Here is a 25,334-nt window from a genome sequence, read left to right as displayed (position 1 = left end):
AAACAAAATTTTTATTTCCCTTGACTTTTACCCCTTGTACTAGTTTAATAGTGCAAAATTTATTTCATGCTTTATAAGGAAATGAGAATGTCCTCCGCTTTTATTCAAACGTTTACGCAAAATGTCCCTTATCATAGCGATCCTACCGCGATTTTCGCCACATTATGTGAAAACAAACCAAACACCCTGCTTTTAGAATCCGCCGAAATTTCCAGCAAAAACAGTTTAAAAAGTTTATTACTCGTCAATGCCGCCATTAAAATTTCCTGTTTGGGGCAACGGGTGAGGTTTCACGCATTAACCCACAACGGCGCGGCGGTATTGCCGTTAATCGAGCAAAAATTAGCGGCGCACGTCAGTGTAAAATCCCGCACAAGCGAGCAATTGGACGTGGAGTTTTCCCCGGCCGATAACAATGCCGATGAAGACAGCAAATTGCTGGCGGCAAGCATTTTCGACGGCTTACGCTGCTTCACCGAACTCTACAAGGCAAGCCCGTTACCGGTATTTTTAGGCGGTTTGTTCGCTTACGATTTGGTGGCGAATTTTATTCCGATGAAAAACATTCAGCTGCAAGATGATGGCATTACCTGTCCGGATTATTGCTTTTATTTAGCTGAACAATTACTGGTGATCGACCATCAATTACAACAGGCGGAATTGCAAACTTTCTGCTTTACACAACATCAAGAAAATGCGTTGCAACAGGAAGCGCAGGACATTGCCAAAAAACTCTTGGAAATTCGACCGCACTTACCGCTCAAACCCGCCTCAACGGAGGTTTCCGTTAATCTGAACGATGATAAATTCAAGAAAATTATTGAGCGTTTGAAACAGCATATTTATTGCGGCGATGTGTTCCAAATCGTGCCTTCCCGCCGTTTTTCTCTAGAATGCCCGAACATCCTGGCAACATATCGTCAACTCAAACAAAACAACCCGAGCCCTTATATGTTCTTCATTCAGGATGCGGATTTCACCCTGTTCGGCGCCTCGCCGGAAAGTGCCTTGAAATATTCGCAAGCCACCCGCCAACTGGAAATTTACCCGATTGCCGGTTCCCGTCCGCGCGGTTTTGATGCCGATGGCAATATCGATCCGGAATTGGATTCCCGCCTGGAATTGGAATTACGTTTAGATCACAAGGAACAGGCGGAACATTTAATGTTGGTGGATTTGGCACGTAACGACATCGCCCGCGTATGTGAAAGCAAAACCCGTCACGTGAAGGATTTGATGCAGGGGGACCGCTACTCACACATTATGCACTTGGTTTCCCGCGTGGTGGGCAAACTCCGCCCCGAACTGGATGCGTTGCACGCTTATCAAGCCTGTATGAACATGGGCACGCTAACCAGCGCACCGAAAATCAAAGCTATGCAGCTGATTTATCAATTTGAACAGGAAAAACGCCACAGTTACGGCGGTGCGGTGGGGTATCTGCAATCCGACGGCAATTTTGACACCTGTATCGTCATTCGCTCCGCCTTCGTGCAAAACGGCATCACCCATGTACAAGCCGGCTGTGGCACCGTGTTGGATTCCGGCCTGCAAATGGAAGCCGACGAAACCCGCCACAAAGCCCGCGCGGTAATTAACGCCATCGTACAAACCAACAACAAAGCGAATCAATAGGAGTTAACTCATGGCAACCATTTTATTTTTAGATAACTTTGATTCCTTTACTTACAATTTGGTTGATCAATTTCGCGGTTTAGGGCACCAGGTGAACATTTACCGCAATGATTGCGATTTAGATCTGTTGGAAAAAACCGCATTGGCGCAACCCGATACCATTCTCGCCCTTTCCCCGGGGCCGGGCACACCCGACGAAGCCGGTAACATGATTCCGTTGATTAAATGCTTAATCGGCAAAGTCCCGATGTTGGGCATTTGTTTGGGACATCAGGCATTAATTGAAGCATTCGGCGGCAAAGTGGTTCATGCGGGCGAAATTCTGCACGGCAAAGTCTCCGGAATCGAACACGATAACGAAGCCATGTTCAAAGGCTTAAGCAACCCTATGCCGGTAGCGCGCTACCATTCCTTAATGGGCATCAATCTCCCCGACGACCTGATTCCGAACGCTGCCTACAACGGCATAAACATGGCAATTCGCCACCGCACTTTGCCAATTTGCAGCTTCCAGTTCCATCCGAATCCATTTTAACGGTACAAGGCGCGCAATTATTGGCACAATCGGTGAACTGGTTGTTGGCGCGAAAAACGCCGTAAATTCTGACCGCACTTTAGTATTCAACAGCTATAGTTAGAAAACGCTCCATTAACAAAGAACAAAGGAAATACAATGATCACAGTATATGGCTTAAAACGCACCCTTTCCCCGCGCAAATCCGCCGTGGCGGAAGTGATTTATAACTGCCTGGAACTTGGCTTAGACGTAGCAAAAGGCAAGCACGCACTCCGTTTTATTTGCTTGGAAGATGATGACTTTTACTATCCGCACACCGCCAACCGTAGCGATAATTACATGGTGATTGAAATCAATTTAATGCAAGGGCGCCTGGAGCAAACCAAAAAGCGCCTGATAAAAATGCTGTTCAGCGAATTTGAATATAAATTAGGCATTAGCCCGTTTGACGTGGAAATCACCATTAAAGAACAACCCGCACATTGCTGGGGCTTCCGTGGCATGACCGGCGATGAAGCGCGCGATTTGGATTACGATATTAATAAATAAGGGTGACGACGATGGAAAGCCAAGCCCTGTTAGAAAAACTGTATGGCGGACACACCTTAACCGCAGCGGAAAGTGAAATTCTATTTAACGCCATTATGTCGGACGCGTTAAGCAACGAACAAATCGCCGCCATGTTAATTGCCTTAAAAGTACGCGGCGAAACCATTGATGAAGTCAACGGCGCCGTGTTAGCCGCGATGAAAAACACCAAACCGTTTCCAACGCCCGACTACCCTTTTGCCGACATCGTAGGCACGGGCGGTGACGGCGCCAACACCATTAACATTTCCACCGCTTCCACCATTGTCGCGGCAAGTTGCGGCGCGAAAGTGGCAAAACACGGCAACCGCAGCGTTTCCGGCAAAACCGGTTCGAGCGATTTATTAACCGCCCTTGGCGTCAACATCGCCATGTCACCGGAACAAGCCTGCAAAGTATTGGACGACATCAGCATCTGTTTCTTATTCGCCCAACAATATCACCCGGGCTTCAAATATGTAGTTCCTGTACGCCAAGCCTTAAAAACCCGTACGCTATTTAATATCCTCGGTCCGCTGATTAATCCCGCCCGCCCGAAACGCCAGCTACTCGGCGTGTATTCCCCCGAACTCATTGAAGTTTATGCCAAAACCATCGCCCAATTAGGACATGAACACACCATTATCTTACATGGCAGCGGTTTGGACGAAGTGGCAATCCACGGCATCACACAAGTGGCAGAAGTACGCAACGGCAATATCGAGCGTTACACCTTGACACCACAGGATTTCGGCTTCCAAGCAAAACCATTAGAAACCTTACGCGGCGGCGAACCGGCTGAAAATGCGCAAATGATCACCACACTATTACAAGGCAACGGCAAAGCAAGTATAACGCCTGAAATGGCTGTGCGATTAAGCGAATTATTGAATACCACAACACCGAAATTATGGCTGGGTATGCAAGCAGACTACGATTTATGGCAAATTGAACAGCAACACACCGTATTTAACATCCAACCATTATTTAATTAACTGATAATATGATCACACAAGACTTCTCCAAACCACTCGAAACCGCCACAGTGCTACAAAAAATCGTTCTCGACAAAGCTCAATGGGTGAAAGCCAAAGCGGCGGAATTTCCGTTGAGTGCCCTTGAAAAAAACATTGAAAAATCCGACCGCACTTTTTATGGCGCGTTGACGCAAGGTTCGCATGAAAAGCCGGCATATATTCTGGAATGTAAAAAAGCCTCGCCTTCCAAAGGATTGATTCGCAGTGAATTTAAACCGACAGAGATTGCACAGGTGTATAAAAATTACGCGAGCGTGATTTCCGTGCTAACCGATGAAAAATATTTCCAAGGGGATTTTGCCTATATTCAGCAAGTTCGCGACGTTGTCACGCAACCGGTGTTGTGCAAAGACTTTATGATCAGCGAATATCAGGTTTATTTGGCACGTTTTCATCAAGCCGACGCCATTTTACTGATGCTTTCCGTGGTGAACGACGAAACCTATCGCATTTTGGCGGATTTGGCCCATTCCCTCGGCATGGGCGTGCTGACCGAAACCAGCAACGAGGAAGAATTTGAACGCGCCTTGGCGTTAGGCGCAAAAATTATCGGCGTGAACAATCGTAACCTGCATGATTTAACGGTAGATTTAAATCGCGTGGTGGAACTCACCGCCAAATATGCGGATAAAATCCCTGAGGATGTGCGAATCATCAGCGAATCGGGCATCTATAATCATCAACAAGTGCGTGAATTACAACGCGTTGCCCATGGCTTTTTAATCGGCAGCAGCTTAATGGGCAGCGCGGATTTAAATAACGCCGTACGTGAAGTGATTTTCGGTGAAAACAAAGTGTGTGGCTTAACCCGTGCGCAGGATGTGAAAACCGTTTACGACAACGGCGCTTTATATGGTGGGCTAATTTTCGCCGAACAGTCTAAACGCTGCGTCAGTTTACGTCAGGCGCAGGAATTGGTGACCGCCGCCCCACTGCGTTTTGTGGGCGTGTTCCAAAATCAGAACATTGATTTTATTGTGAAAATCGCCCAACAGTTACAACTCTACGCCGTTCAGTTGCACGGAAACGAAACGCCGGCATTTATCACCGCACTTCGCGCTCAATTGCCTCAACATATTCGTATTTGGAAAGCCATTTCTGTAGATGTGAAGCATAAAAGTGCGGTTAATTTTGACGACGTTTCCGAGGTGGATCGTTTTATTTTCGACAGCAAATCAGGCACACAACAAGGCGGCACGGGGGCGACTTTTGATTGGTCTCTGATTCCGCAGGAATTGAAATATAAAATTATTCTGGCGGGCGGCATTAGCCCGAGTAATATTGAAGACGCATTGGCACAACATTGTGCAGGCGTTGATCTCAATTCCGGCGTAGAAAGCGCCCCAGGCGTGAAAGATGCCGAAAAAGTGCGGTCGGTTTTTGCGAAGATTTTGTAAAATCACCAAACCATAATACGAACGATGGCACGCATCAGGAGACCACTGCTGTTAGAAACATTGTAATATATTGATATTTCAAAAGTATTGTACAACCCAACGAAATGTAAACGATGTCCTTAGGGAAAAATGTAGACGATGTTTTGGTTGTACATCTTTAAGGTTCTGCTATTCTTTAATTTTATTAATATTGATAAACAACCATATACCGACACGAAAAAACACCGCAAAAAAACACCGCACTTTTTACCCCGCTTACCGGCATTGAAGCCCCCCTGCATTCTCCTATCGACCCGAATTTAACTCAAGCTCAAGCGGTGCAGCTCACGCAGGATTGCCTGCGCATGATTTTATCTATGCCAACAAAACAACCGAAATTTGATCCGGATCGCCGAAACCTGTTTAACGCCATGATAAAATAAACGCAATTTGCAAATGGAGTGAATGAATTATGTGTTTAGGTGTGCCGGGACAAATCGTTAAAATCGGCGATAGCGCGTTACAACTCGCCACCGTGGACGTGTGTGGCGTTCAACGCGACATCAATATTTCATTAATCTGCAACGACGACCCCAAACTGCTCCTTGGCAAATGGGTCCTCTTCCACGTTGGCTTCGCCATGAGCATCATCGACGAAGAAGAAGCCAAACAAACTCAAGAAGCTTTGATCGCCATGAGTCAGTTGGAACATGAAGTGGGCGATTTTTTGGGGTTGAATCAGGGGTAGGTTGAGGAAAAGTGCGGTTGGTTTTTACGAATAAATTATAATTTCAAATAATAAATGGAAGACAAATTTATACACTTACATCTTCCATTACTTCAGAAATAAAAATTATGTATCATATTTTTATCTATTTCTTTTTAGAAAAGCGATCGCCAATGAACCAATACACGTACTCGCAATGATCCAAGAAAGTTTCTCATATCCATTTGCAGCAGCATAAATGGAACCGAATATACCACCTGTTGCTATACCTGCGGCAAGAAGCAACGCCCCCATTCTTTCAATAAAAGTAAACCAATCAATTTTAACTTCACGTTTACGGCGATTTTTAGCTTCTTCTCCAGTTTCTTTAATAACAAAATCAACCAAATCAGGTCGAAATGTATTTAAGCGTTCAAGAGAATTTACATCAAGAATAGGACTATCTGTTTGGCTATGAGATAAGCTAATTTCATTACCTACAGAATTTTTTGCTTTAACCTGTGTATTTTTCGTTGCCATATTTTCTAGTGTTACGATTTAAATTTGATACTGTGGTATTAAAATCCCCACGTAATTTAGCCCGATCTTTAACAAATCCATTATGTATATCGGAATACTCTGTTGGATTTTGCAATACACGAGAGACAATACTTAAATCAACTAAACGTTTCAGTGTAGCCATCATATATAACCTCCAAGTCTTTAGTACAACCGTTGAGATACATCATATTACATTGAACAAAAAGTACAGTCAAAATTATAGAACAGTTTTTTATTAATATATTTTTATGTAATTAGGAAATTTCCCATAGCTCCCCCCCTGCTGACGCAAGCGTTTTTCACTTGTACTTTTTTATTTCCACAAATATATATTTTCAGCACAAGTGTGGACGCTTGTGCGCTATCACTTCAAAAACCACCGCACTTTCCACGCCGAACCGTGCCATCGGCGTAAATTATGATCTCAATCACGGTTTTGATGGAGTGAATCCGCTAGAATGAAACTCCCATTTCAAAAATATGAGGAAACGACTGATGACTTCGGCAGAACTTTTCGGTGAAGGAATTAATCTGATGTTTTCAGGGATGGGTTTTGTGTTGGTCTTTTTGCTTATTTTGATTTGGGCAATCGGGCTGATGTCGAAACTTATCAACAAATATTTTCCCGAGCCTCAACCCTCGCCAAAAACTCCCCCAAATTCCACCGCACTTTCTGCGGCTTCCACTGACGATTTTGAGCGTTTGCGCCCTGTGATTGCAGCGGCTATCGCGCACCATCGCCGTACCCAACAGTTCAAATAAAACAAGGATTTTGCTATGACTAAAAAAATTAAAGTGACCGAACTGGTGCTTCGTGATGCCCACCAATCGCTTTTTGCAACCCGTTTGCGTCTTGATGACATGTTGCCGATTGCCCATGAATTGGACGACATCGGTTATTGGTCGCTGGAAGCTTGGGGCGGTGCGACATTTGATAGCTGTATTCGTTTTTTGGGTGAAGATCCGTGGGTGCGTTTGCGTGAGTTGAAAAAAGCCTGCCCGAAAACCCCGTTACAAATGTTGTTGCGCGGTCAAAATCTACTGGGTTATCGCCACTATGCCGATGACGTGGTGGAGCGTTTTGTGGAACGCTGCGTGGCGAACGGTATGGATGTGTTCCGTGTGTTCGATGCCCTTAATGACCCGCGTAATATGAAAGCGGCGTTGCAAGCGGTGCGTAAATTCGGCGGCCATGCGCAAGGGACGTTAAGTTACACTACCAGCCCCGTTCACACCATGCAAACCTGGCTCGACACCACCGAACAGTTACTTGAAATCGGGATCGACAGCCTCGTGATTAAAGATATGTCGGGCATTTTGAACCCGATGGCGGCAGCGGAATTGGTACGCGAAATCAAAAAACGGTTCGACGTGGAATTGCATTTGCACTGCCACTCCACCACCGGCATGGCGGAAATGGCATTGTTAAAAGCCATTGAAGCGGGTGTGGACGGTGTGGATACAGCGATTTCCTCCATGTCCGCCACCTATGGTCACCCTGCCACAGAATCCATCGTGGCAACTTTGCAAGGCACTGAATACGACACCGGCTTGGATATTCCACGCCTGGAAAAAATCGCAGCGTATTTCCGCAATGTACGTAAAAAATATGCAAAATTTGAAGGTCAGCTTCGCGGCGTGGACAGCCGAATTTTGGTGGCGCAAGTGCCGGGCGGTATGCTCACCAACCTGGAAAACCAATTAAAACAACAAAACGCCTCCGACAAATTGGATCTGGTGTTGGAAGAAATTCCGCGTGTACGCAAAGATTTGGGTTACATTCCGTTGGTGACTCCGACATCACAAATCGTCGGCACGCAATCCGTAATTAATGTGCTCACAGGCGAACGCTACAAAACTATCGCCAAAGAAACCGCTGGTATCTTAAAAGGCGAATACGGCAAAACACCGGCACCGGTGGATAGCGCATTGCAGGCCCGCGTATTGGAAGGCGCTGCGCCGATGACCGACCGCCCTGCCGATCACATTGCCCCTGAAATGGCAAAAATTGAAGCGGAAGTCGCCGAACAAGCCAAAGCGAAAGGGGTGAAATTGTCCGAAAATGCCGTAGATGATGCCTTAATCGTCGCCCTTTTCCCGCAAATCGCGTGGAAATTCCTGGAAAATCGCAACAATCCTGCCGCCTTTGAACCGGCACCGACGAGTAATGAAAGTGCGGTCGAAAATAAACCTGTTTCTAAAGCCGCACCGGCGGCATCAGGATCTGCCGTTTACACCGTGGAATTGGAAGGCAAAGCCTTTGTGGTGAAAGTGAGCGAAGGCGGTGACATTTCTCATATGGCAACTACCACACCACAAGCAGCGCCGCAAGCCGTACCTGCCCCGGCGCCAACCAGTGGAGGCACACCGGTCACTGCGCCGATGGCAGGTAACATCTGGAAAGTGGTGGCAACAGAAGGACAAACCGTTGCCGCAGGTGATGTGTTATTCATTCTTGAAGCCATGAAAATGGAAACCGAAGTAAAAGCGGCGCAAGGCGGCACAGTGCGCGGCATTGTGGTGAAAGCCGGCGACGCCGTGGCGGTGGGTGATACCGTAATGACCCTCGTGTAAGGAGTTCCCTATGGATAGCATTATTGCATTAATTCAAGGCATGGGGATATTTCACCTGCAATGGGGGCAGGCGGTAATGATTGGTATCAGCCTGCTCCTGCTGTGGCTTGCCATTGCCCGCAAGTTTGAGCCGTTGCTGCTTTTGCCTATCGGTTTCGGCGGTTTGCTGTCAAACATTCCGGAAGCCGGGCTTGCCATGAGCGCATTGGAAAACCTGCTCCACCTTGGCTCGCCGGAACAAATCGCCGTGATTGCCGCGCAATTGGGCGTTGCGCCTGATCCGGCGATCATCAAAACAGCCATTGCTTCTGCGCCGACTTCCATGATTAACCAGTTGGAAACCTTGTCGGTGGATATGGGCTACAGCGCAGGCATTCTGGCGTTGTTCTATAAAGTCGCTATCGGCTACGGCATTGCGCCGCTGGTGATTTTCATGGGCGTGGGCGCCATGACGGATTTTGGTCCGTTACTGGCAAATCCGAAAACCCTACTCCTCGGTGCGGCGGCACAGTTCGGTATTTTCGCCACCGTGCTTGGCGCGTTAGGATTAAATTATTTCGGCATTATTGAATTTACGCTGCCGCAAGCCGCTTCCATCGGCATTATCGGCGGGGCGGACGGTCCGACGGCAATTTACCTCACCAGTAAACTTGCACCGGAATTACTCGGCGCCATTGCCGTCGCGGCGTATTCTTACATGGCGTTAGTGCCGTTGATCCAACCGCCGATAATGAAAGCCCTCACCACGGAAGAAGAACGTAAAATCCGCATGACCCAATTACGCCATGTAAGCAATCGGGAAAAAATCCTGTTTCCGGTGATTTTGCTGTTGCTTGTTGGCTTATTATTGCCAGATGCCGCTCCATTGCTCGGTATGTTCTGTTTCGGCAATCTAATGCGCGTGAGCGGCGTGGTAGAACGTTTAAGCGACACCACCCAAAACGCGTTAATTAACATCGTTACCATCGTGCTTGGCTTGTCCGTGGGTTCCAAACTCATTGCCGATAAATTCCTGCAACCGCAAACCCTGGGCATTTTAATTCTCGGCGTGGTTGCTTTCTGCATTGGTACGGGCAGCGGCGTGTTAATGGCGAAAACAATGAACAAATTCAGCAAAACCAAAATTAATCCGCTTATCGGCTCCGCCGGAGTGTCCGCCGTGCCAATGGCAGCGCGCGTCTCCAACAAGGTGGGATTGGAAGCGGATAACCAAAACTTCCTGCTCATGCACGCCATGGGTCCGAATGTTGCCGGTGTTATCGGCTCCGCCATTGCCGCCGGGGTGATGCTGAAATATGTGGGCGCAATGTTGTAACGGTAAAAACGTTGCGAAAACCGACCGCACTTTTTAAATAGAATGATGGCTCACGCTTCACCGGCGTGTGCCTTTTTTTTGCTCGCGAGAATCTATTTAAAAACCCACCGCACTTTTACTTCCCACCGGTATGCTTTAATTCTTCTTTTACCCGACATACAAACCAAAAGTTGGTGCTTATGCCGCAAGCGAAGGATTGATGTTGGTTAGCAATAAGTTAAGAGAATTTGAACGAATTGAAGGGTCGCGTTTAGAAAATTGAATTGGTTAATGTACCCAACCACATAACATTAGAAAAATAAGAAGCTAGGGATTTTGTTGAATTATGTTGTAATTGGCGGACCTTGAATAAAATAAATAAAGGAATATAATGGGAAATAAAGAAATTAAAAGGAGTGAAAAAATGGGTCGAAAATCTTTGATTTCATCTTTGCCAAGGGATGTCCTTTTGGAACTTAATGATGTTATCAGAACTAATGAATACGGTAATCAAGATGAAGTCTTGAAATGGTTTCCCGATGTGAACGACTTGCCTGATGATTTGCAGGTTTCCTGTCTTATATTGGCTTAACTAAATTGAGAGGTGTTCTTTCTATTGCTTTTAATATCTTTCTTTAATGAATCTATTAAAGGCTAATGCTGCGCCCAGTTGGTGCTAAATATAGTACACAGTAAATTTTTTATTCTGTGTAGTTTTCCGTTTTTTTTCTGTGTAGTTGTAATTAATGTAACTATTTGAAATAAAGGGGGTTTATTAGTTTATCGCTTTTCTCTTTCTGTGTTGTTGAATAGTTTGTTTTCTGTGTACTCAATCAATCTCATTTGTGTCAATAGCATTTCGTGAGACATCTTAGCTATATCTAAAATTAGCTTCTTGCCTTTTGTATCACTTCTTCTATACCAGTTTAATAAAATTTTTTCCTCCATATTCACTAAAACGTATGCATCCGCATCTTTGGGGGTGATTGGTTGTTCCTCTATTGATATATCTTCAGGGTCTAAAGGGTGATCAATCCTCTTTTTAGATACGCTAGTTAAGAGTTGACTCAGTTCATCCCCTTTTCTGCCAGTTAGAATGTATTCGACGTCTAGTTTTAGTTCTGAATGTTTTAAATCCGCCAGCATCAATGCTTCTTTAGGAAATACTCCTCGACGCTTTCTTTCTGCAAATGCGCTTTTAGACATGCCTAAAAATTCAGCAATATCCTTATCCATGGATACCGATAGTTCAGTTTTTAATCGATTGACGATATCTGTGAAATTTTTCATAAAAAAACCTTGCAATTCAGAAAGTTCATATTTAATATGAACTAAGTAAACAATATTGAACTATATGATTCAATATTAAATTGAATGGGTAGTTTAGTTCATAAACTGTTTTTAGTCCATAAAAAGGTGGTTTTATGCAGAAAAAAACACGAGAGGAAGTTAAGGCTTGGTTTAAAGAAATAAATATTACCCAAGCCGAATGGGGGCGTCGAAACGGCTATACCTCAAATGAGATTAGTCGAGTTTTGAATGGCAGATCTAAGCTTAATTACGGCAGAGAACGTGAAATAGCAATTAAATTAAATATCCAATTGGATTGTTAGGGGTTCATATGTATGAACTAGAGTCACATTACAGCGCGCAGTCTCTTGTTGAGCTTGGTTTAATAAGTTTACCTAAAACAAAAAAAGCCATTTTAACAAAAGCTAAACGAGAAAATTGGAAATGTCGGATTAGACAAGGCAAAGGCGGCGGTTACGAATACGCCATGAGCCGGATGTTTCCTTCTATGGTGCGTACGGTCGCCGATATGCAGGCGATGGAATGGGTCAACGGCGACGGTTACCCGGTACGGCAACCTGGCGGGAATAACGCTGTCTTCCCCTGCGCGCATCACGATGAATTTGTGTTTCTTTACCTCGACGATCCGTGTAGATAAAAAGACCTTCAAACCCATCGTTTTTTCCCGCTATTGCAATGGAATATGTGGAAGCACGATTTTTGCTGGCATAAGCGTTTTTGGTCTGTAACCCCCAGTTTTTACCGGGCTGGATAATGTCATCTGCTGTTTTAGTACGAAACGCCACTGCACCGGCCAATGCACCATTACCATATTCTGAAGAACTGGAACCTTTACTGATCTCAATGGATCTTACGTTTTCATATTCAACTTCGTTAATTGCACCTGTACCGGAATAGCCGTTGCCGGCCGCCGGTGGGCCTTGAACCACATAAGACTGACTTTGAGGTAGACCATCTACACTTAATGAAATTCTATTACGATCCATTCCGCGAATGGAATAACCGGAAGAAGCGCCCCGACCTTGCTCGACCACCGAAATTCCCGGATCATAGCGGGTTAAATCCCGAATATTTAAAACTTGCTCACGATTTATCGTTTCAGTTGTTTTTACAACTTTTCCTAATCCGGTCACTTCATTGTCTTTCCGGTCTTTGATTTTTTCTGTAACGACATCGATGGTTTCAAGTTCTTCTTTTTTTGTATCGGCTGTAGCGGCATAGCCGACGTAGCTATAACAAGAAACGAAAAGGTAGGTTATGAGGTTAACACAAAATTTTGGTTGCTTTTTCATTAATTTTCCCTTTAGTAATGAGCAATAAAAACGGCGCTGTACTGTTTGTCAAAAAACGAAATCAACAACGATTTTCATACCCAACATCTTAAGCAGTATTTGTGTTGTTGATTTGATACCAACAACGAAGAAGCTCAACGCATTTTTAATCTATAAGTATTAATCAGCGAAAGCTATTATCAATAACACCGAATGATAATAGTTATCATTATATATCATTAAAGATACTTATCAAGTAACGTTATGCTTCACCGCACTTTTCCTTCCCCGACTTCAAGTTTCTTAATAAAACTTCTATATTTTTCTGTACTAGTGGAGTAGTATGTTTCGCATTCAAGCAAAAGTGCGGTGATTTTTCCACATGAATTTTCATCACACACAATTCCCACAAGATAAGGAGAAATAATGATGACAAGAATCGCATTGGTTACCGGCGCCACCGCCGGATTTGGTAACGCCATTTGCCGAACCTTATTGAATGCCGGTTATTCGGTGATCGGCACCGGCAGAAGAAGCGAACGTTTAGCGCAGCTTCAACAAGAATACGGCAAACATTTCTTCCCTCTCACCTTTGATATTTCCAACCGTCACGCCGCTGAAAATGCGTTGAAAACCTTACCGCCGCAATGGCAGGCAATCGATTTGTTAGTCAACAATGCAGGGCTGGCATTAGGCTTGGAATCCGCAGACAAGGTGAGTTTAGACGATTGGGACAAAATGATTGATACCAATGTGAAAGGCTTAGTCACTATGACCCGCTTAGTGTTGCCGCAAATGGTGGCGCGTAATCAGGGGCACATTATCAACTTCGGTTCTATCACCGGCACCTATCCTTACCCTGGCGGCAATGTTTATGGCGGTACCAAAGCCTTTGTAAAACAATTTAGCTTAAACCTACGTGCCGATCTTGCCGGAACCAATATTAGCGTTTCCAATGTGGAACCGGGACTGTGCGGCGGCACGGAATTTTCTAACGTACGTTTTAAAGGCGATAACGCCCGCGCGGAAAAACTCTACGAAAACGTACAATATGTTACGCCACAAGATATTGCCAATATCGTGTTGTGGCTCAATCAACAACCGGAACACGTCAACATTAACCGCATTGAAGTGATGCCGACGGCGCAAACCTTCGCCCCGCTTAATGTAGCAAGGAATTTAAATTTAGATTAAGGAAGCAAGATGGCGGAAACGATTTTAAACCCGTATTTCGGGGAATTCGGCGGAATGTATGTGCCGGAAATTCTAGTGCCGGTGTTGCAACAGTTGGAAAAAGCGTTTGTAGAAGCCAAGGCGGATCCTGCATTTCAGCGCGAATTTCAGGATTTATTGAAAAATTATGCCGGCAGACCCACCGCACTTACCCTTTGTCGCAATCTCACCAAAGGCACCAACGCCAAAATCTATTTAAAACGGGAAGATTTATTACACGGCGGCGCACATAAAACCAACCAGGTATTAGGTCAGATTTTGCTTGCCAAACGCATGGGCAAAACCCGCATTATTGCCGAAACCGGCGCGGGACAGCACGGTGTCGCCACTGCTCTCGCCTGCGCCATGTTGGATATGCCGTGCCGTGTTTATATGGGCGCGAAAGATGTGGAACGCCAATCGCCGAATGTGTTTCGTATGCGTTTAATGGGCACGGAAGTGGTACCGGTGCAAAAAGGTTCCTGTTCTTTGAAAGACGCTTGCTGCGAAGCCATGCGTGACTGGTCGGCAAATTATGAAAATACGCACTATTTGCTCGGCACAGCGGCAGGTCCGCACCCTTTTCCGACTATCGTGCGTGAATTCCAGAAAATGATCGGGGAAGAAACCAAACGCCAAATGCTGGAAAAAGAAGGTCGTTTACCGGACGCGGTAATTGCGGCAGTCGGCGGTGGCTCAAATGCGATCGGAATGTTTACCGATTTTATTGACGAAAAAGAGGTGCGTTTAATCGGCGTGGAACCTGCCGGCAAAGGCATTGAAACGGGCAAACACGGCGCGCCGTTAGGTCATGCCAAAGTGGGAATTTATTTCGGTATGAAATCACCGTTGATGCAAACGGAAGACGGTCAAGTGGAAGAATCCTATTCCATTTCGGCGGGCTTGGATTTCCCTTCCGTGGGGCCGCAACACGCCTATTTACAAAGCATCGGTCGTGCGGAATACCCAAGTATTACCGATAATGAAGCCCTTGACGCGTTCCAAGCATTGGCAAAACACGAAGGCATTATTCCTGCGTTAGAAAGCTCCCACGCCCTCGCCCAAGCCTTAAAAATGATCCGTCAGGAACCAAATAAAGCACAAATTTTGGTGGTGAATTTGTCCGGTCGCGGCGATAAAGATATTTTCACCGTAGATAAAATTTTAAATGAAAAAGGAATGTAATCATGAGCCGTTTTGAAACCACATTTGCCCAATTACACGCGCAAAATGAAGGCGCATTCGTTCCTTTCGTGACCTTATGCGACCCGACTTTCGACCGTTCTTTTGACATTATTTGCACCCTGGTGGATAACGAGGCGGACGCATTGGAACTGGGTTTTCCGTTCTCCGATCCCTTATTGGACGGACCGGTGATTCAAGCCGCCAACAATCGTGCGTTAAACGCCGGTCACAGCACGGAAGACAGCTTTAAATTGCTGGAAAAAGTGCGGTCAAAATATCCGGAGATTCCGATGAGTTTGCTGCTTTGCGCCAATTTAATTTTTGCCAAAGGCTTGGATAATTTTTATCAGCGTTGCGCCGACGTGGGCGTGGACGCCGTGTTGGTTGCCGATATTCCGTTGTTGGCGAAAGACGATTATGTCGTCGCCGCGAAAAGACACGGTATTCAACCCGTTTTTATTTGCCCGCCGAATGCAGACGAAAAAACCATTCAAGATGTGGCGCAAAATAGTGAAGGTTACACGTATTTGGTTTCCCGCGCGGGCGTGACCGGTGCAGAAAATCAAAGCCATACGGCGAATCTGGACAGCTTAGTAGAACGACTCAAAGCCCACCACGCCGCGCCAATTCTGCAAGGCTTCGGCATCGCCCAACCGGCGCAGGTAAAAGAAGCACTGCAACTGGGCGCGGCAGGGGCGATTTCCGGTTCCGCTACGGTGAAAATCATTGCGCGAAATTTGGATAACCACGCCCAATGTTTAACTGAACTCGGCGAATTCGTACGCAATATGAAAGCGGCGACGAAATAACCAAAAAAACAACCGCACTTTTGAAATGTCACGAAAGTGCGGTTAAAATCCTTTCCGTTTTTCTGAATTTTCCACCTTTTTACAAACCCTGTCACTGGTCTACTCTCTTTTCTATAGTTTTCGCTATTTAGGGTTAATGAATTCAATAACCACTAGATGTTGTGTTTATTTTTATTTTTCACCACTATTCAAAGAGAATAAAAATCCTGATTTTCATCACAATTAAATCCTGTTAGCATAAACGGGATTTATTCTTACTAATTTACAAGGTTATTATGTCTCACACCCAATTTCTTCCAATTACCGATCCGAATCGACCGGATTTTGCCTGGCTTAATGAAGACAGCAAATTGTTTTTACAACGTGGTTATCTGTTAGAAGGCACTTCTGCCCTAGAACGCATTCGCTTTATTGCCGATTATGCCGAACAAAAACTCGGCATTGAAGGCTATGCGGATAAATTTTATCACTACATGGCGCGCGGCTATTATTCCCTCTCCTCACCGATTTGGTCGAACTTCGGTTTAAGTCGCGGTTTAAGCATCAGCTGTTTCGGTTCCTATATCGGTGATTCCATCAACAGCATTATGTCCACTGTGGCGGAAATCGGCGTGATGAGCAAACTCGGCGGCGGCACCTCAGGCTATTTCGGCGATATTCGCCCGCGCGGTTCCAACATTACCAATAACGGTAAATCCAACGGTTCTTTCGCCTTCACTAAACTGTTTGAGGCTACCATTGACACCATCAGCCAAGGCACCAGCCGTAAAGGGATGTTCGCCGGTTATATCGACATCGACCACGGCGACATTGAAGAATGGCTGGATATTCACACCGAAGGCAACCCGATTCAGTTAATGTATTACGGCGTATGCGTCAGCCACGAATGGTTAGAAGCAATGAAAGCCGGCGATCCGTACAAGCGCCAAATCTGGGCAAAATTGTTACAACGTAAGACGGAAACGGGCATTCCCTATTTGTTCTTCAAGGATAACGCCAATGCCGGTCGTCCGGACGTGTATAAAGATCGCAACATGATGATTCACGCTTCCAATTTGTGTAGTGAGATCGCCTTGCCGTCCAGCGAAGATGAAAGTTTCGTGTGTTGTTTGTCTTCTATGAATTTGCTCTATTTTGATGAATGGAAAGACACCGACGCACCGGAAGTGCTGACCTATTTCCTGGATACAGTGATGAGCGAGTTCATTGCACAAAGCGCCAATATTCAATACATGGAAAAAGCCAATAAATTTGCCCGTCGTCATCGTGCGCTGGGCTTGGGTGTGCTGGGCTGGCACAGCTATTTGCAATCGAAAAATATCGCCTTCGACAGCTTTGAAGCCATGCAACATAACAATATGATTTTCAAATTGTTACAGGAAAAAACCTTAAAAGCCTCGAAAGAGCTGGCACATCGTTTCGGTGAACCGGAAATTCTGAAAGGTTATGGCCGCCGTAATACCACCTTAATGAGCGTGGCGCCGACCAAATCCAGCAGCTTTATTTTAGGCAGCGTATCGCCATCTATCGAGCCGTTTAAATCCAATTACTACGTGAAAGATTTGTCCAAAATTAAAGTGGTCTATAAAAACCCGTTTTTAGAAGCCCTGCTCAAACAAAAAAGCTTGGATCGCGAAGATATTTGGGAAAGCATTCTGCTCAATGACGGTTCCGTACAGCATTTAAACGAGCTGACCGAACAGGAAAAAGAGGTGTTTAAAACCTTCTCGGAGATCAGTCAACTTTCCGTGATTCAACAGGCGGCACAACGTCAAAAATACATCGACCAAGGACAAAGCGTTAATATCATGGTGCATCCGGGGACCCCGGCGCGTGATTTAAATCAGCTTTACCTCACCGCCGAAGAACTGGGTTTGAAATCCATTTATTACCAATACAGCATGAGTGCGGCGCAAGTGTTTAACCGTAACCTGCTTAATTGTAGCAGTTGTGAAGGTTAAAAAACACGAGAAAAAACCACCGCACTTTTACAACAAAACAGATGATAGCGCGCGTTTTCTAACGCGTGCCAAATTTTACGGCACACACCGGCAAATCAAGCCTTATTCCATGAATCACGAGGATCGCACAATGAACGCCACCGCAAAACGCAGCTTATTTACCCCACGCTTTGAAATTAAACCTTACGAATATCCCGAACTGCTTGAATTTAAAGACGCTATCCGCCATTCTTACTGGCTTCACACGGAATTTAATTTCACCGGCGACATTCAGGATTTTCGCACCCATATCAGCGATGTTGAACGTGCCGTTATCACCAAAACCATGCTTGCCATTTCGCAAATTGAAGTAAGCGTCAAACGCTTCTGGGGCAATCTCTATAATTATTTCCCGAAACCGGAAATTGAAGATGTGGGCGGTAGTTTTCTGGAATCGGAAATTCGCCACAAAGATGCCTATTCTTTCCTGCTGGAAAAACTCGGGTTGAATGAAATGTTCCGCAACGTGCGTCAATACAAAGCCATCATGGCGCGCATTGAGTACATGGAAGCCTTCATGCGTAAAAAAGACGTGAGCCAACAGGATTTTGTGCTTTCACTGGTGATGTTTTCACTGTTCGTGGAACACATTTCGCTGTTCAGCCAGTTTGTTATCATGATGAGCTTCAACAAACATAAAAACCTGTTCAAAGGCATTTCTAATGCGGTAGAAGCCACATCCAAAGAAGAAGAAATTCACGGGCGTTTTGGTATTAGCCTTTATCATCTTTTACGCGAAGAACAGCCGGAATTATTTACCGACGAGTTCTATGCGGAATTAAAAGAACTCGCCGAACAAGCTTTCAACGCGGAAAAAGCGATTTTGGACTGGATTTTCGAAGACGGCGAATTGAGTTTCTTAAGCAAAGCCACCGTCGAAAATTACATTGCCAACCGTTACAACAACTCTCTAGTGACGTTAGGTTTGGAACCGATTTACAACATCAGTCCGGCGCAATTGAAGGAAACGGAATGGTTTGACATTGAAATTCTCTCCACCAAGGAAACGGATTTCTTCAACAAGCGCTCCACCGATTACAGTAAAAAAATGAAACAAATCACGGCAGACGATTTATTTTAGCTTCAAAAAGTGCGGTAGAAAATTAATGTGTTTTTTCACCGCACTTTTTTCATGGGGAAACCGTAACCGATTATGTCTAAACACCTTTATAAAATCGGCTAAAATTGCAACGGTTTTTCCTGAAATGTGATCTCGATCTAACTTTATTTTCGGCGTATAATACCGCCCGGTTCTTGTGGGTAATTGTTGAAACCTGCGCCCGCAATAAAAAGTTTTACAATACAACCAATTACGGAGAAATCTTAATGTCCAGAAGACTAAGAAGAACGAAAATTGTATGTACTATGGGACCTTCAACAGACCGTGGTAACAATTTAGAAAAAATCATTGCTGCCGGTGCCAACGTAGTACGTATGAATTTCTCACACGGCTCACCAGAAGATCATATCGCCCGCGCAGAACATGTACGTGAAATTGCCAAAAAATTAGGTAAAACCGTGGCGATTTTAGGTGACTTACAAGGCCCTAAAATTCGCGTATCCACCTTTAAAGACGGCAAAATCTTCTTAAACGTCGGCGATAAATTCGTATTAGACGCAGAATTACCGAAAGGCGAAGGTACACAAGAAGTTGTCGGCTTAGACTACAAAACCCTTCCACAAGACGTTGTACCGGGCGATATTCTGTTATTAGACGATGGTCGCGTACAATTAAAAGTATTATCCCCCGAAGGCGCGAAAGTCTTCACCGAAGTGACTGTAGGCGGCCCGTTATCCAACAACAAAGGGATTAACAAATTAGGCGGCGGCTTATCTGCCAATGCCTTAACCGAAAAAGACAAAGCGGACATCATTACCGCCGCGCGTATCGGCGTTGACTACCTTGCCGTCTCCTTCCCGCGCTCCAGCGCAGATTTAAACTACGCCCGTCAATTAGCCCAAGAAGCCGGCTTAAATGCCAAAATCGTTGCCAAAGTTGAACGTGCCGAAACCGTTGTTGACGATGCTTCGATGGACGACATCATTCTGGCTTCCGACATCATCATGGTTGCCCGTGGTGACTTAGGGGTGGAAATCGGTGATCCGGAATTGGTCGGCGTACAGAAAAAATTAATCCGCCGCTCCCGTAAATTAAACCGCGTGGTAATCACCGCGACACAAATGATGGAATCTATGATCAGCAACCCAATGCCAACCCGTGCGGAAGTCATGGACGTGGCGAACGCGGTATTGGACGGCACCGACGCAGTAATGCTTTCTGCCGAAACCGCCGCCGGTCAATACCCCGCCGAAACCGTTGCCGCCATGGCGAAAGTATGTTTAGGTGCGGAAAAAATGCCTAGCGTAAATACTTCTCATCATCGTATGGATATGGAATTCGACAATCCTGAAGAAACCATTGCCATGTCCGCCATGTTCGCGGCAAACCACATGAAAGGCGTGACTGCAATTATCGCTATGACCAGTTCCGGTCGCACCCCGCTGTTAATGTCTCGCATTAGCTCCGGCTTACCGATTTTTGCCTTATCCCGCAATCAAAATACCTTAAACCTGTGTGCGTTGTATCGCGGTGTAACTCCGATTTATTACGATGATGTCAGCCGCACCATCGAAGGCGCGCAAAAAGCCATTAATCTGTTAAAAGAAAAAGGCTTCTTAATGTCCGGCGACACCGTGTTATTAACCCAAGGTGCAGAATTCGCCAACAGCGGTTCCAACACCAACACCTGTCGTATCCTTACCGTTGAATAATTAACGTAACGATAAACAGATAAAAAAGGCTTAGAGAATTCTAAGCCTTTTTTGTGTGAAGAAAAAACACCGAAAATTTCAACCGCACTTCATGCGTTGCTTATCAATTAACGGTTTCAGGAAACACCCATTCAAAGATTTTTTTACTTCGACTGCCGGTCATTATGGGTTCCAACTCGGCAACACAGCGATGATAATGCGCCGTTTTGCGATGTTCTTCCAAAGCGGCTTCGTTCACATAGACTTCATAAGCGTAAAAACGGGTGCGAACTTCCGGATCACGCAAAACATCAAAACGCAAATTGCCCGGCTCCTGTCGGGTACCGATATGATTACGCTCAAAGACGTCGAGAAATTCCAGCTCTTTACCTTCCTTGATATTAATTTCTACCAACATTGCAAACATAACAGACTCCTTATTGCAAAAAATGAGAAATACTACGCATTTTTTTCATGCAGATATAATTGATAGGCTTTTTCTGCATTTTCACTGCCGTGAACGATGGCATGTACCGCTTTTAACATGGCAATCGGCGCGTTGGATTGGAAGATATTACGCCCCATATCCACACCGGAAGCCCCTTGATCAATGGCTTTGTAGCACATATCCAGCGCCTCTTGTTCCGGGAGTTTTTTACCGCCGGCAATGACAATCGGTACCGGGCAACCGGCAGTTACACGTTCAAAGCCTTTATCCACATAATAGGTTTTGATGATATGCGCACCCATTTCCGCCGCGATACGGGTTGCCAAGGAAAAATAGCGCTGATCCCGCGCCATATCTTTACCTACGCCCGTTACCGCCATGGTCGGCATACCGTAACGCGTCCCCTGATCCACCAACTGAATAATATTTTTAATGGATTGATGTTCATGTTGCGAACCGATATACACCTGTGCCGCCATGGCGGATACATTCAGGCGCAAAGCATCTTCCACACACACCGCCACCGCTTCGTTGGATAATTCAGTCAAAATCGAATTGGCACCGGATGAACGCAACACAACAGGTTTGCGGGTGGAGGGCGGCACGACGCTACGCAAAATACCGCGGGTGCACATTAATACGTCGGTATATTCAAATAACGGGGCGATGTGCAGATCAATACGTTCCAGCCCCGTAGTCGGCCCTTGGAAGTAACCATGGTCGAACGCCAGCATAATAGTTCTGCCGGTTTTCGGATTAAAAATATTCGCCAAACGGGATTGCATTCCCCAATCCAACGCGCCGGCACCTTTTAAATAAAACGCCTGATTGGTTTGCGGTCGATCCAAACCGAAATCTTTACCGTCTCTGATGTCATCTAAATCTGCCATTGAAATACTCCTCTCTTCGCTAATCAGAAATTGTAGTTGTCGATATTGTCTTTGGTGAATACCACGCGTTCAGGCAATAAAATAATGCCGTTGCCGTCCGCTTCATATTCGTAGCCTTGTACTTTGTTCGGCGAGACTTCAATCGTGCCTATACCTTGCACGTTCAATTTATCGCCCACATTTAATTTTTCACCTTTCAATAAGGCATTGGCGGCAGCCACAGAAATTTTGCCTTGTTGCACTACATCCCATAAACCGAATTGTTTCACCGTGCCGCGTTTCACATAAGGGCGCATCACATTCGGGGTACTAAACCCAACAATAACCACGGAATTGACTTTCAGATTTTCCGCCGCCTGTGCAGCCGCCGGTAATGCGTTGGCATCCGGTGCGATAATGGCATCTAAATCAGGGTAGGCTTTCAAAATGCTTTCGGCGGTTTGCAGGGATTTAATAGCGTCGTTATAACCAAATTGAGTGATTACAATTTCCCATTCCGGATGATCTTTGGCAATTTTCGCTTTAGCTTCTTTCACCCATTGATTTTGGTCGGTGACCGTCGGGCTGGAATAGAAAAACGCCACTTTGGCTTTCGGTTTGCTGATTTGGTTTGCCGCCATATCTACCAACATAGAACCTAACTGTTCCGGTGTGCCTTGGTTGATATAGTGACTACGGCATTCCGGTTTGGTGTCGGAGTCCCAAGTCAATACTTTTACACCGCGTTTCATGGCGCGTTGCAAAGTAGAACATAAACCGTCCGGGGAAACCGCCGACACTACAATCGCGTTGTAGCCTTGGTTCACGAAGTTATTGATCAGTTGCACCTGATTGGGCACGCTCGGTTCTGTCGGACCATCATAAGTGACATCTACGCTCAAGGTTTTTCCCATTTCGGTAGCACCTTGCCCGCCACTGGTAAAGAAGCCGACGCCTACCAGTTTAGGAATAAAGGCGATACGGTCAGCTGACTGTGCCGTCGCCACAACGGATAAACCGAGTAACACGGAAAGTGCGGTCACAAAAAACGGCGTTTTTTGAACGTTGGCTTTGCCAACGGCCCCGTTAGGGGTGAACAAACGAGAGATCGAGTTTGTGAATAATTTTACACGCGTTTTCATATTCATTCTCCTCTTGAGTTGAATTTAATCTACTGCTGCCTGACGTTCGGTTCGCCGACGAACCCATTGCACAATAGCACCATAATGCAAACTGACGGACTTGCCGCTTAACACGATAATAAGTAAGGCGCCGGATAAAGCACCGGAAATTTCATTGGGAATACCGATCATTTGCAATCCTTGTTGCAAATAACCGATGAGCATGGCGGCAATCGCCGTGCCGATAATGGAACCGGCTCCGCCATAGATATTGGCACCGCCCAACACCACGGCGGTCAATACCGGCATCAGCAGGGAACTGCCTAAGTCGGAGCGGGCGGAACCGAAATAAGACACCAGCAACACCGCCACAAACGCAGCAATAACGCCAATAAAGGAATAAATCAATAATAATGTGCGACGAATCGGCACGGCGCTGTAACGGGAAGTGCGTTCACTTTGCCCGATTAAAAACGTGCTTCTGCCGATGGTGGTTTTGTGCATTAATAACCAAAAGATCAGCGTCATTAACAGAAAATACAGGATCGGCGTCGGAATGCCGAATAAGGTTTGATTGGCGAAGTCCAGCAACGCATCAGGAAAGCCACCGATGCCTTCATAACCTGTCGCGCCGGCAAAACCGGACAGCAACAACGCACCACCGCCGAATAGGTACATAGTGCCTAAGGTGATCACCAATGGATTCACTTTGGTGTAGAGAATCAATCCGGCATTAATCAAACCGCATAATATGCCAGCAACAAAAGTTAACGGAATCGCCAATATCAACGGCACATCGGCTTTAAACAACACACCCAAGGTAATAGCACATAAGCCGACGGTGGAGCCGAAGGAAATATCCATGCCGCCGCTGACGATAATCATGGTCAACGGCAAGGCAAGCATACCGATATAAATAAAATCGCTGGTGCTGTAAAGCAGCACGTTTAAATCCAGCATACGCGGATTGAAAGCGCAGAAACCGAGAATTTCAATGATGACCAAACAGAATAACGTCAATTCCCAGCCGTATCTTTTCAACGTCAACATAATTATTCCCTCCTTATTTCGACCGCACTTTTATATCAACGCCCGTGCTATTTTCATCTTTCAGAAAACGGGCATAACGTTGTAATTTCAAATTATTGGCGATCATCACGCGAATCCGTCCGTCAAACACCAATACGGCGAGCAGTACGATACCGGCAACAAAATTGTTCCAATAGGCAGGCACTTTAAGCAGCACCAAAATCGTATCGATTTGAATCAGGAAATAGGCGCCCAACACCGCGCCGATTAAATTCCCCGTGCCGCCGAGCAAGCTGATCCCGCCCAGTACGCAGGCAGCGATCGCCTTCATTTCCAAGCCGTTGCCGGTAGAATTCGGCACAAAACCGATTTGCGAGGCAAAAACAATCCCGGCAATTGCCGCCATCATGCCGTTTATGGCGAAAGCCACGATTCTCACCTGATCAATACGCACGCCCAGTTGCATCGCCCCTTGCAGATTATCCCCCACCGCATAAAAATTACGTCCGGCGGGGAGCTTCGTTAAGAAATAATACGTGGTGAGAATCAAGATAAGCAGGATCCAACCGATAGGCGAAATATGTAAAAAAACAGGTTCGGAGAACGTTTTCAATTCTTGTGGCAAGCCTTCAATCCATTTCCCGCCGGTAATCAACAACATAATGCCTTTGTATAACCCCAGCGTTCCCAAGGTGGCGACAATGGCGGGAATACGTAACGTGGTTACCAATACACCGTTTAATAATCCCGCAGCCAAGCCGCAGCATAAAGTAATAAGAAAAGCGGAGACTAAACCATAACCGGCGTTTAACAAACTGCCGACAATAACCGCACAAAGCCCCATGGTGGAACCGACGGACACGTCGATGTTGCGGGTTAAAATGACAAAAGTGGCGCCAATCGCCAGCAAAATCACAATTTGCGCGGAATTAAACACCATGCTTAAGGTTTGCAAATGAAAGCCGTTTCCGACAAAACCTAACAGTAAAAATAACAAACCGATGGCAATAAGAATGGTCAGTTCACGATTATCCTGAATCAGTTTCAGCATCAATTTTCCC

Annotated in this window: 25 protein-coding genes and 3 pseudogenes; 19 read left to right on the top strand and 9 right to left on the bottom strand. The window is 45.7% G+C overall.

Features of this window, described 5'->3' with window-relative positions; genetic code table 11:
* The first annotated feature begins 87 nt into the window (after positions 1-87).
* From A3CS_RS0105285 to hybG, 7 genes and pseudogenes are all read left to right on the top strand, one after another.
* A complete protein-coding gene (locus A3CS_RS0105285) occupies positions 88-1,635 on the top strand; it encodes an anthranilate synthase component 1 (RefSeq protein WP_005544774.1) in 1,548 nt (515 codons plus the stop codon).
* A 10-nt stretch (positions 1,636-1,645) separates the two neighbouring features.
* A pseudogene (locus A3CS_RS01000000110915) lies at positions 1,646-2,235 on the top strand (aminodeoxychorismate/anthranilate synthase component II).
* A gap of 73 nt (positions 2,236-2,308) precedes the next feature.
* Entirely contained in the window at positions 2,309-2,701 is a 393-nt protein-coding gene (locus A3CS_RS0105275) for a tautomerase family protein (RefSeq protein WP_005543439.1), read from the top strand.
* An 11-nt stretch (positions 2,702-2,712) separates the two neighbouring features.
* The gene (gene trpD, locus A3CS_RS0105270) at positions 2,713-3,714 is read left to right on the top strand and encodes an anthranilate phosphoribosyltransferase (RefSeq protein ID WP_019518299.1); all 1,002 of its coding nucleotides are present in this window, start codon (positions 2,713-2,715) and stop codon (positions 3,712-3,714) included.
* Positions 3,715-3,722: 8 nt separating this feature from the next.
* Complete coding sequence (trpCF, locus tag A3CS_RS0105265) at positions 3,723-5,153, top strand: bifunctional indole-3-glycerol-phosphate synthase TrpC/phosphoribosylanthranilate isomerase TrpF (RefSeq protein WP_005588635.1); 1,431 nt, start codon at positions 3,723-3,725, stop codon at positions 5,151-5,153.
* 263 nt (positions 5,154-5,416) lie between these two features.
* Positions 5,417-5,575 (top strand): annotated as a pseudogene (gene hybE, locus A3CS_RS1000000112455) ([NiFe]-hydrogenase assembly chaperone HybE); the annotation flags it as partial.
* Positions 5,576-5,604: 29 nt separating this feature from the next.
* Positions 5,605-5,880, top strand: a complete 276-nt coding sequence (hybG, locus tag A3CS_RS0105260; protein ID WP_005544782.1) for a hydrogenase maturation factor HybG — start codon at positions 5,605-5,607, stop codon at positions 5,878-5,880.
* A 120-nt stretch (positions 5,881-6,000) separates the two neighbouring features.
* On the opposite strand, the gene A3CS_RS0105255 is transcribed toward hybG, so the two are convergent.
* Together A3CS_RS0105255 and A3CS_RS1000000111480 are read right to left on the bottom strand one after the other, a co-directional pair.
* Positions 6,001-6,378, bottom strand: coding sequence for a hypothetical protein (locus tag A3CS_RS0105255; protein ID WP_005544784.1), 378 nt, complete (start codon positions 6,376-6,378; stop codon positions 6,001-6,003).
* A complete protein-coding gene (locus A3CS_RS1000000111480) occupies positions 6,353-6,541 on the bottom strand; it encodes a hypothetical protein (protein ID WP_005561119.1) in 189 nt (62 codons plus the stop codon). The genes A3CS_RS0105255 and A3CS_RS1000000111480 overlap by 26 nt, the downstream gene beginning before the upstream one ends.
* A 353-nt stretch (positions 6,542-6,894) precedes the next feature.
* Between A3CS_RS1000000111480 and A3CS_RS0105250 the strand changes: the two genes are divergently transcribed.
* From A3CS_RS0105250 to A3CS_RS0105235, 4 genes are all read left to right on the top strand, one after another.
* Positions 6,895-7,161 (top strand): oxaloacetate decarboxylase subunit gamma, encoded by a 267-nt coding sequence (locus tag A3CS_RS0105250; protein WP_005544786.1) that lies wholly within the window; start codon positions 6,895-6,897, stop codon positions 7,159-7,161.
* Positions 7,162-7,176: 15 nt separating this feature from the next.
* Positions 7,177-8,973, top strand: coding sequence for a sodium-extruding oxaloacetate decarboxylase subunit alpha (gene oadA, locus A3CS_RS0105245; RefSeq protein WP_005544789.1), 1,797 nt, complete (start codon positions 7,177-7,179; stop codon positions 8,971-8,973).
* A gap of 10 nt (positions 8,974-8,983) precedes the next feature.
* Entirely contained in the window at positions 8,984-10,288 is a 1,305-nt protein-coding gene (locus A3CS_RS0105240) for a sodium ion-translocating decarboxylase subunit beta (RefSeq protein WP_005588631.1), read from the top strand.
* A 370-nt stretch (positions 10,289-10,658) separates the two neighbouring features.
* The gene (locus tag A3CS_RS0105235; RefSeq protein WP_019518298.1) at positions 10,659-10,859 is read left to right on the top strand and encodes a hypothetical protein; all 201 of its coding nucleotides are present in this window, start codon (positions 10,659-10,661) and stop codon (positions 10,857-10,859) included.
* Between the two features lie 188 nt (positions 10,860-11,047).
* Here A3CS_RS0105235 and A3CS_RS0105230 read toward each other — a convergent pair whose 3' ends face one another.
* Complete coding sequence (locus A3CS_RS0105230; RefSeq protein ID WP_005546052.1) at positions 11,048-11,557, bottom strand: helix-turn-helix domain-containing protein; 510 nt, start codon at positions 11,555-11,557, stop codon at positions 11,048-11,050.
* A gap of 134 nt (positions 11,558-11,691) precedes the next feature.
* Between A3CS_RS0105230 and A3CS_RS0105225 the strand changes: the two genes are divergently transcribed.
* Together A3CS_RS0105225 and A3CS_RS1000000111475 are read left to right on the top strand one after the other, a co-directional pair.
* Positions 11,692-11,880, top strand: a complete 189-nt coding sequence (locus A3CS_RS0105225; RefSeq protein WP_019518297.1) for a helix-turn-helix domain-containing protein — start codon at positions 11,692-11,694, stop codon at positions 11,878-11,880.
* Between the two features lie 8 nt (positions 11,881-11,888).
* Positions 11,889-12,215, top strand: coding sequence for a DNA-binding protein (locus A3CS_RS1000000111475; RefSeq protein WP_080630354.1), 327 nt, complete (start codon positions 11,889-11,891; stop codon positions 12,213-12,215).
* Here the strand turns inward: A3CS_RS1000000111475 and A3CS_RS0105220 are convergent.
* Positions 12,130-12,870, bottom strand: a pseudogene (locus tag A3CS_RS0105220) (TonB-dependent receptor plug domain-containing protein); the annotation flags it as partial. The gene A3CS_RS1000000111475 and the pseudogene A3CS_RS0105220 overlap by 86 nt on opposite strands.
* 408 nt (positions 12,871-13,278) lie before the next feature.
* Between A3CS_RS0105220 and A3CS_RS0105215 the strand changes: the two are divergent.
* From A3CS_RS0105215 to pyk, 6 genes are all read left to right on the top strand, one after another.
* Positions 13,279-14,043: an SDR family oxidoreductase gene (locus tag A3CS_RS0105215; protein WP_211205773.1), complete on the top strand. Its 765-nt coding sequence runs from the start codon at positions 13,279-13,281 to the stop codon at positions 14,041-14,043.
* A 9-nt stretch (positions 14,044-14,052) separates the two neighbouring features.
* Positions 14,053-15,246 carry a tryptophan synthase subunit beta gene (trpB, locus tag A3CS_RS0105210; protein ID WP_005567646.1) on the top strand — a complete coding sequence of 398 codons (1,194 nt, stop codon included), beginning with the start codon at positions 14,053-14,055 and terminating at the stop codon, positions 15,244-15,246.
* A 2-nt stretch (positions 15,247-15,248) separates the two neighbouring features.
* Complete coding sequence (trpA, locus tag A3CS_RS0105205; RefSeq protein ID WP_019518295.1) at positions 15,249-16,055, top strand: tryptophan synthase subunit alpha; 807 nt, start codon at positions 15,249-15,251, stop codon at positions 16,053-16,055.
* A gap of 275 nt (positions 16,056-16,330) precedes the next feature.
* Entirely contained in the window at positions 16,331-18,016 is a 1,686-nt protein-coding gene (locus A3CS_RS0105200) for a ribonucleoside-diphosphate reductase subunit alpha (RefSeq protein ID WP_005544317.1), read from the top strand.
* 130 nt (positions 18,017-18,146) lie between these two features.
* The gene (locus A3CS_RS0105195; protein ID WP_005544319.1) at positions 18,147-19,136 is read left to right on the top strand and encodes a ribonucleotide-diphosphate reductase subunit beta; all 990 of its coding nucleotides are present in this window, start codon (positions 18,147-18,149) and stop codon (positions 19,134-19,136) included.
* Between the two features lie 245 nt (positions 19,137-19,381).
* Positions 19,382-20,827: a pyruvate kinase gene (pyk, locus tag A3CS_RS0105190; RefSeq protein WP_012821023.1), complete on the top strand. Its 1,446-nt coding sequence runs from the start codon at positions 19,382-19,384 to the stop codon at positions 20,825-20,827.
* A gap of 103 nt (positions 20,828-20,930) precedes the next feature.
* On the opposite strand, the gene lsrG is transcribed toward pyk, so the two are convergent.
* Genes lsrG through lsrC form a run of 5 tightly spaced genes read right to left on the bottom strand, consistent with a single transcriptional unit; the run spans position 20,931 to position 25,324 of the window.
* Complete coding sequence (gene lsrG, locus A3CS_RS0105185) at positions 20,931-21,233, bottom strand: (4S)-4-hydroxy-5-phosphonooxypentane-2,3-dione isomerase (RefSeq protein ID WP_005544322.1); 303 nt, start codon at positions 21,231-21,233, stop codon at positions 20,931-20,933.
* A 32-nt stretch (positions 21,234-21,265) separates the two neighbouring features.
* On the bottom strand, positions 21,266-22,144 hold the full coding sequence (lsrF, locus tag A3CS_RS0105180) for a 3-hydroxy-5-phosphonooxypentane-2,4-dione thiolase (RefSeq protein ID WP_005544324.1): 879 nt from the start codon (positions 22,142-22,144) through the stop codon (positions 21,266-21,268).
* Between the two features lie 23 nt (positions 22,145-22,167).
* Positions 22,168-23,265, bottom strand: a complete 1,098-nt coding sequence (lsrB, locus tag A3CS_RS0105175) for an autoinducer 2 ABC transporter substrate-binding protein LsrB (protein ID WP_005567654.1) — start codon at positions 23,263-23,265, stop codon at positions 22,168-22,170.
* Between the two features lie 24 nt (positions 23,266-23,289).
* The gene (gene lsrD, locus A3CS_RS0105170) at positions 23,290-24,294 is read right to left on the bottom strand and encodes an autoinducer 2 ABC transporter permease LsrD (RefSeq protein ID WP_005546071.1); all 1,005 of its coding nucleotides are present in this window, start codon (positions 24,292-24,294) and stop codon (positions 23,290-23,292) included.
* Between the two features lie 13 nt (positions 24,295-24,307).
* Positions 24,308-25,324, bottom strand: a complete 1,017-nt coding sequence (gene lsrC, locus A3CS_RS0105165; RefSeq protein WP_026161181.1) for an autoinducer 2 ABC transporter permease LsrC — start codon at positions 25,322-25,324, stop codon at positions 24,308-24,310.
* Between the last annotated feature and the right edge of the window lie 10 nt (positions 25,325-25,334).

Source organism: Aggregatibacter actinomycetemcomitans DSM 8324 (assembly GCF_000372365.1).
GTDB classification, from domain to species: Bacteria; Pseudomonadota; Gammaproteobacteria; order Enterobacterales; family Pasteurellaceae; genus Aggregatibacter; species Aggregatibacter actinomycetemcomitans.
This window is presented reverse-complemented; position numbering and strand designations above follow the sequence as displayed.